4 protein-coding genes are annotated in these 8328 nt (G+C 61.8%); 2 read left to right on the top strand and 2 right to left on the bottom strand.

Features of this window, described 5'->3' with window-relative positions; all coding sequences use genetic code 11:
* Window positions 1-3276: hypothetical protein (locus Q0Z71_RS16950; protein WP_298025349.1), on the top strand; the 3276-nt coding region annotated here is incomplete at its 5' end.
* Window positions 3277-3352: 76 nt separating this feature from the next.
* On the opposite strand, the gene Q0Z71_RS16945 is transcribed toward Q0Z71_RS16950, so the two are convergent.
* Window positions 3353-3784 (bottom strand): hypothetical protein, encoded by a 432-nt coding sequence (locus tag Q0Z71_RS16945; protein ID WP_298025346.1) that lies wholly within the window; start codon window positions 3782-3784, stop codon window positions 3353-3355.
* Window positions 3785-4375: 591 nt separating this feature from the next.
* Between Q0Z71_RS16945 and Q0Z71_RS16940 the strand changes: the two genes are divergently transcribed.
* Window positions 4376-4915: a hypothetical protein gene (locus Q0Z71_RS16940; protein ID WP_298025342.1), complete on the top strand. Its 540-nt coding sequence runs from the start codon at window positions 4376-4378 to the stop codon at window positions 4913-4915.
* 72 nt (window positions 4916-4987) lie between these two features.
* On the opposite strand, the gene Q0Z71_RS16935 is transcribed toward Q0Z71_RS16940, so the two are convergent.
* Window positions 4988-8328: hypothetical protein (locus Q0Z71_RS16935; protein ID WP_298025337.1), on the bottom strand; the 3341-nt coding region annotated here is incomplete at its 5' end.

The following is an 8328-nucleotide window of genomic DNA, read 5'->3' as shown; positions in this document are numbered from 1 at the left end:
CTGGACGAGGACGGCGGCCTGATCGCCTCCAACGTCCGTATGCTGGACAAGGACGAGATCTATGTCCAGACCCTGACCCCCGACCGCGTCTACACTCAGGACACCAAGAGCAAGGACGTGTACAAGGACCTGGGCGCTACCGTCTGCAACGAGGCGCGCAACAGCCCCCGCTACACCTGGACCGCCTTTGTGAACGGCCAGCGGGTCGACAGCCCCGTCCTGCCTGATTCTGACGACGGCGACAAGTACATCTACACCAACAAGGGCACCCAGACCGAGATCTACATCGACGACGCCGACCAGACCGTCCGCGTGGTGGAGATCAACTACTACATCGGCCAGGTCTCCAAGGTGAAGTCCGACGAGGACGGCGAGTACATCATCGTCCGCACCCTGTCCGACGGCGCCGCCCAGCTCAATGACAAGACCTTCTACGCCGAGGGCTGGTCTGAGGACGACTATGTCATCTTCACCATCGACTACGTGGAGGCTGACGACGAGTTCATCATCCGCGAGGTCATGGCCCCCACCGAGGTCACCGGCGTGGTCCAGCGTGTCCAGAACGACACCGCCAACCTCGCCGACAATGTCACCGGCAAGACCTACCTGGTGATGGACGGCGAGAAGTACACCTACTCCGCTGGCGTTGAGGCTGATCCCGGCCGGCAGGAGCACATGATCTACGACGTGGACGATACCACCGCTCCCAAGCACCCCACCCTGGACGAGGAGTATGTGATCTACCTGGATCCTCTGGGCTATGTCGTGGCCTATGACAAGGTGGAGGCCGAGTCCAACCAGTACCTGTACGTCGAGGACTCCGACGAGGAGCTGCGCGACTGGGTCGCCCGCGTCATCCTGACCGACGCCACCAACCCCAAGGTGGACGTGAACCGGACCCTGAGCGGCGCCATCACCAAGCCTCTGGTGCAGTTCAACCGCACCACCAACGAGTTTGATGCCTACACCAGCGATGTTGACAGCACCACCACTGTGGGCGAGAACATCAAGTGGGTCATCAACAAGGACACCGCCGGAAACAACCTGACCAACATCGACACCCTGATCTGGAAGTACTCCGTGAACAGCTCCGGCGTGTACAAGCTGACCTACATCGACCCGATGGCCGCTGACAAGCTGACCAAGGCCGAGGTCCAGAGCGCCTGGGAGGACGCCGAGATCCACAACGGCAAGGCCTTCATCGAGCTGGGCAAGGATAACCTGATCGTGGACAAGAAGACCGTGTTCGTGGACACCATCAACGACAAGGTCTACACCGGCTACGACGAGGTCCCCAATGTTGAGGACGCCGACATCGCTTTCGTGACCAAGAACTACGTGGCCAAGGTGGTCTTCATCCTCCGCGGCAACATCTACGACGCCGCCAGCACCTACTTCGTGCTCAACGGCAGCAGCCGTGTCTCCCTGAAGTACGACGGCGACGAGTATTGGGAGTACGACAAGGCCTATGTCAACGGTGAAAAGACCACTCTGACGGTCAAGTACCGCGCTGACAAAGCCAACCCCGACACCTACCTGAAGTCTGTGGGCGCTGAGAGCGCCGCCGGCTATCCCGTGGTGTACCAGATCCGCAAGACCACCGGCGACGGCGCTTACATCACCGAGGTCGAGAAGATCGTGCCCACCACCGAGGATAAGCTGATCCCCTACGCTATGGCTGACGGCGCCTTCTGGGCCGCCACCGCGGATCACGGCCCCGCCCCCGTCACCGGCGGCACCGGCATGCGGGCCGAGGACAAGTACACCTTCGACGATGATACCGTCTTTGTGGTCATCGAGCGCACCGAGAAGAAGGACGGCTCCGGTTGGGATTGGTCCGTCTTCACCGGCGACGTGAACGACATGAACGACGACGGCGCGAGCTTCGACGTGGAGTATGTCCAGGTCCTGAAAGCCGGCGGCGCTGACAAGGACGAGGCCGAGCTGGTCTACATCTACCGCACCAGCAGGGCCACCTCCAGCAGCGGCAGCCGTCCCGCCGCTCCCACCGGTGACTTTGATGCTGTCACTCCGATTGCCGGCGGCGGCTTTGAGGTCCGCTACTATGACGAGGACGGCAGCATGACTCCCCAGGAGATCAAGGCCTACGGCATGCAGGTCATGTCCGGCTACGTGGGCGCCACCGCCAAGAGCTATGGCTACATCGTGGACAACACGAACTATCCCATGGTCTTTAACGACGGCTCCCTGTTCGGCTCCAGTGTTCAGGTCAAGATGGTTCCTGTCCACGCCCTCAAGCTGGACGGCCGGATCGTGGACTACTTCGACGAGGGCAACGGCACCAACACCTATTGGGACGAGGACAACTACGAGCTTGCCGATGGCGCCTACATCGTGGGCAAGGTGCCTCAGAACGCCGCTGACATCACGGTGGAGGACGGCGGTCCGACGTATGCGACCAGAGCCAGTGTGGCCGCTGCTAGTCAGGGTCTGATTACCGACGACGAGGACATCGAGCTGTGGACCGCCTATAAGGTCGCTCTTCGGACCGTCACCGGCAACTATACGAATGACAAGGGCGAGCAGGCGGCGCTTACTACCAACTGCTATGTAGCCGCCGGAACTGTTGTGACCCTGACCAGCGGCAGTGTGGATGCCAAGTGGCATCAGTTCACCGCCACTGTGGACGGCGAGACGACCAATATCGGCAACGCGCAGTATGTTGAGTCCGGCACTCGCACCGGCGTGACCTACACCGTGAAGGCTGATGTGGTGCTCGGCGAGACCACCGGCTGGAAGTTCACCATCGCCGGCAAGGACTACGGTGTCCATGCGAAGGACGATGAGCTCTACTTCGACGCCCCCGTGAAGGGCGCGGAGTATGCCTATGCCAAGAACGTTAACGCCGACGGGTTGGCTTCTGCGGCCATCACCACTGGGCTGGATAACACCGGCACGAGCTACTGCTACACGGTGCAGAGTGATGAGCGCTCGAACGCCACCGACGGCGTGGTGGAGCTGGTCCAGGTGGTCACGATCACAAGTACCGGTGCTTCGGACGTGAACATTACCTACAACAAGACCGTGGTTGGGGGCGATCCTGCGGCGGCTGTGTCCAACGGAAATGTGTTCAAGGTGGGTACTACGCTGACCGTGAAAGAGGCGCGTGCTGAAGGCTCCCACAAGATCACGATCCAGCGCGATTCCGGGACCGCTGAGGACCTGATCCTGACTACGGGCACCGATGCGGTTTCTATTGAGTACAAGCTCAAGAACACCGACTACAAGCTGACCTTCGCTAAAACCGACGCCTGATAAGAAAACTTATCGGCGGCCTCAAGTGAACAAAGGAGACCGGCCCCCGGGCACCCGGGGGCCGGTCCCTGTTTTCTTATTCCCCCGCGTTCAGCAGGGCCACCACATAGTATTTCGTGCCCGAGGCGTTGAGCTGGGCGGCCGCGCTTCCTGCGGCGTACCAGCTGACACCGCTGCCGGACCAGGTGACCATCAAACTGGAGCCGCTTGCACTGGCGCTCGTCTGGCCCTGGATCAGGGAGGCCGAGGACCCCGTGGCCGCCCCGATCATCACCAGACAGGGCTTGCTCGGGAAGGTGAGGCGGGTGGGGTTGCTGGTGCCGTAGGTCCCGGTGCCGGTGTAGGTGGTGGTGTAGAGGCGGCAGTTGCCGTACTTGGCCGACGCCTCCACCAGGCCGTGCAGCGCCGCGTCGATCTTGGCGTTGTCGGCGTTGAAGTCCGTGCGCACCACCTCGTCCGTGGCCTGCCATTGGGATAATTCATAATGTTGCGTGTGGTTGCTTGCCATAAATTTTCCTCCTTTATAAAATCCGCCGTTTTTGGGTTTTGGCCCCAAAACGGCTTTTTCGCTGTTTGAACCCCGCCGGGGCGGGGTTCTACCTCTATAAATCCCCGCCCAGGGGCCGGAAGTGGTATGTTTCCATACATTTTATGGAAATCCGGCCCCACTCTGCCCGTTTGTAGACGGAGACGGGCCGGTTTGGGCCGCTTTGCCCGTCCAGGCAAGAAAAAAGGGCCGCGCCCCGCCAAAATTGGCAGAGTTCGGCCCGACTTCCAGTAAATGTATGCGAATGTACCACTTTTTGATTTTGCCCGCCGTTTTCAGACGGCGGTTTTTTTATTGCCCGGGGGCCCCGCCCCCGGGCGGAGTTTTTGCCCGCCTGGCGCGGGCGCTCCGCCGCGGGAATTGCCCATCCGGGCCGCTCCGCCCCACCCGCGGGGCTTTTTGCGGGGAGGTTCCGCCTGCGGGGTTTTTGCGGGGGGCGCTCCGCCGCGCCCGCTGAGGCTTTTCGCGGGGCCCTTGCGGCGGTCCCGCCTTCGGGCGGCCTGCGCGGGGGGGTCGCCGGGCGGAGAAAGTTATTTTAAGGAGGAAAATTTCATGGCAAGCAATCACACACCGCACTATCCCCTCTCCCAATGGCAGGCCACGGACGAGGTGGTCCGCACCGACTTCAACGCCGACAACGCCAAGATCGACGCGGCGCTGCATGGGCTGCGGACGGACGTGGACGGCAAGCTGGGGGCCTTTGAGGTCATCCGGACGGCCACCACAGAGGGCAGCCACAACATGATCAGCATCCCTCTGGACGGCATCGACTGGGACCGGTACGCGGTCGTCGGCCTGCTGTTCGGCTACCGGGTGTCCTCCGACGCCGAGTCGGTCTGGGCCACGGTGAACATCCTGGACTGCTCGTCCGAAGAGGTCAGCGGGCGCATGACTTCCAGGGGCCCCGTCGCGGTGATCTTTTTCCCCCTCCACGACGGCAGCAGGAAGTTCCAGGCCCTCTACTTCCCCGGCGGCGCGGCCTGGTCGGACAGCCCCTTCAACGAGCTGACCTACTTTCAGGTGGGCGTGAGCGGCACCGCCAACTCACACCTCCCGGAGGGCCTCACCACCACGGTGTGGGGGCTCCGGTAAAGAAGGGGAGACCCCCGGGCCGAAGCCCGGGGGTCGTTTCCCTCTCATCCCATGAAGCCTTGCTCAGCCGCGTCAGGGAGTCACAACGGGGGTGAACTCGTCGGTGGTTTTCGCGCCGTTCGGGATGGAGATGGTGATCTGCTTGTTGTTGGAGCAGCCGGTGGTCGCATCCTTCAGAGAGTTGGCCGTGATAGTGATCGTCGCCGCAGCGCCCAGGGTCTCGCTGCCAAGCGTGTACGAAGCGCTCATGCCGTCGGTCGCGAGCGTGTATTCGCCATTGTCCGTAGTAGTAAGCGCGCCGCTGTTCTTAATCTTTTTAGCGTCGTACGTGGTCTTGTCAACCTTCTTGGTGAAGTAGATGGTGATCACGTCGTTTTGGTCGAAGCTGCCATTGAGCGCCAGGTCAGTGACCTCCACGCGGTCGACCTGAGGCATCAGGCTGGCGTCCTCCACCACGGAGACAACAGCCAGGTCCGCAGCCGTCACGTCGCCGTCCACGGTGTAGACCACCTTCTGCGCACCAGTGGTTTTAGCGGTGTTGGGCAGGATGAAGGATACGCCGTTAGCCAGGGTGACGCGCAGAGGCAGGTTGTCCTCTCCAACAGGGGTACCCAGGTCCACGGTCAGGTAGATGTCAGTGCCGCCCTTGACGGTGTTCTGGCTGGGCGTGATCTTGGAGATCGTAGCGGAACCGGTGTACTTGGTGCCCTTGACAGCACTCAGAGTGGTGGTGGCGGTCACGGTAGCCACGTCGTAGGTCTCATACAGCTTGCTCAGGCCGGTGACATAAGCGGTGACATAGCCGGTGGCGTTGACAGTATCCGTGTTTAAAGTCGCGGAGAACTGGGCGCTGGCGGCGTTGGTCACGGCGGCGTCGCTGTCCAGGAGCTCAGTCCCAGCCTCCAGAGCGCCGTCCTCGTCGATGGAGGTCTCCGCGCCGGTATCCTGGAATACGTTCAGGGTCAGGCTGCCGGTCAGGGTGTTCCACTCGTCGCCCATCTTGAAGGGCATACCGAAGCTGCTGAGCGTGCCGGTAGCGACCTCGGTCTTGGGAGCGGGAGTGGCGGCCAGGTCGTCCTCGATATCCAGCTCCACGTTGTTGTCCACATCCCAGTAGCGGATCTTGACAGCGGTGAAGTTCACATCGTCGATCTCGAAGCTCACCTTGTCGGTGCTGGTCAGCTGAGGCATATGGACAGCGGCGGTCAGATAGCCCACGCCGTCCTCGTCCAGGTGGATGGTCTTTCTGGTAATACTGTCGTCGGCGACAGCGCCGTTCACCAGGACATTCACCTTGGTGATGGTGGCGTCCGCGCTGGTGCCAGTGGCGATCCACTCGGGGGCGTCGTACTCCAGGGTGAAGCTCAGGTAGCCGTTGACCAGGTTGACCTCGTCCACGTAGGCAACGGCGGCGCCGGTCGCATCGTTAGTGATGGGCACGGTACCCTTGTAGCCGGCGGGGGCGTTGGCGTCGGGGGCGTTCTTATCCTCGACGAAGATGTACACCAGGTCCGCGGTCTGGGCGTCGTTGCTGGTCTTGATCACAAAGACGGTCTTGTAGAACTGATTCTCATCAGCCTTGTCGCGGTACATGGCGTCCTTGATGTTGCCGGGGCCGACAGTGACGTCGCCGTTGTTGTCGATCTCGACGGTGACAAAGATGGTGTCCTCGTCGGTGTCGAACTTATAGGTCTTGAGGTCGATGTTGCTGACGATACGGAAGGCGTTGTCGCCGGAGCTGACATACTCGCCGGCCTTGATCTCCACGTCGGGATCAGTCTGGGTGTAGGTGTAGATGGCGGGATCGACGCCGCTCACCACGTCCACATACCGGACGACCTCGGTGACGTAGCCGGTGTCCTTCTCGGTCTTGGTGATCTTGTACAGGACGCCAGCGATCAGCTCAGCGCCGTTGTTGGCGTCATCGGCGACCCAGAGCTCGCCGATCTTCTCGCCGTTCTCATAGGCGCCCTTGTCGTACACGCGGTAGGTGGTGCTGCCGACCTTCTCGGACTCCCAGTGGGCGTCAGAGAGGACGAAGTACCGGCCGGAGCCGCTGTAGATGTTGCCATCCACGACGAACACGGCCTCGGCAACGCCCTTCTTGGCCACATAGCGGCCCTGAGCCTTGTCGATGTCGGGGACCTCGGGGTAGCCGATGTAGGCGACCTTATCCTTGGTGATCACGAAGGCGGTCTTGCGGTCCACGATGATGCCGTTGCCGACCTCGACCTTGTTCTTGAACTCCTCGATGTAGGCCTTGCCGTTGCGGATCTGGGCGTCGTCAGCCTTGGGGGCGTTCAGAGCGCCGAAGGGGATGTCGGGCACGTCGGTCAGCTTATACACGTCGGAGCTGTTGACGGAGTAGCTGTAGACATGGCCCACGATGTTGGCAGTCTCGCCGCTGGCGTGCTGCTCGTCGCCGCCGGTGGTGATCCAGCGGATGGTGCCGGAGTCGGTCTGGGACTCGCCCAGCTTGATGTTCTCGGCGGTGTCAACGCCGGTGCCGCCGACGCTGCTGTTCAGAGTGACGGTCTTGGAGCTGCCGTCGGCCAGGATGACCACGGCCTCCCAGGTGCCCAGGTGCTCGTCGGCGTCCTTCACGTACAGGTAGTCAGCGACGGAGTCGCCGGCCTCCTGGAAGGCCACCACGTAGCCCAGAGGATCCAGGTACAGCACGTACTCCACGCTCAGGGAGGGGTGCTCGTCGCCGTAGGGATCGTCCAGGTCGTAGACCATGTGCTGCTGCTGCTCAGGCTCAGCCTTGCTGGCGACCTCAGCGGTCAGGGCCTCGGAGTAGATGTACTTGCCGTCCTCGGTTTTCAGATAGGTAGCGCCATCTTCCTTGTCGTACTCCACGCGCTTGACGGTGTCGGTGACGGTCTCGGGAGCGAAGAGCTCGCCCACGATGTAGTCGTCGTCGTCCTCCACGTAGTCCACAGTGAAGATGACATAGTCGTCCTCGGCGTAGCCCTCAGCCAGAACGGTCTTGACGTTCAGCTCGCCGCCGCGGGACAGGGACTTGATGGTGACTTCCTCGCCGTCCTCAGTGTCGCGGACGCGGGTCACCTGGCCCAGGTAGTAGTTGATCTCGACCACGCGGACGGTCTGGTCGGCGTCGTCCACATAGATCTCAGTCTGGACGCCCTCGCCGGTGTAGATCCACTCGTCATCGTCGTCGGCCTCGGGGACCTCAGCGCGGACTTCCTTGCCGTTGACGTAAGCGGTCCAGTCGTAGCCGTCGGCACCGGTGGTGGTGCACAGGGACTTGCCCAGAGTCTTGTAGGCGTCCTTGCCGTCCACAGACTTGGTAAAGACCTGGTCAGGAGTCAGGGCGACGGTGATGATCTCGTCCTTGTCCAGCATCCGGACGAACTGGTTGATCAGGTTGCCGTCCTCATCCAGGTTGTTGT

It is taken from the genome of uncultured Dysosmobacter sp., from assembly GCF_947631635.1.
Lineage (GTDB): Bacteria > Bacillota > Clostridia > Oscillospirales > Oscillospiraceae > Oscillibacter.
This window is presented reverse-complemented; position numbering and strand designations above follow the sequence as displayed.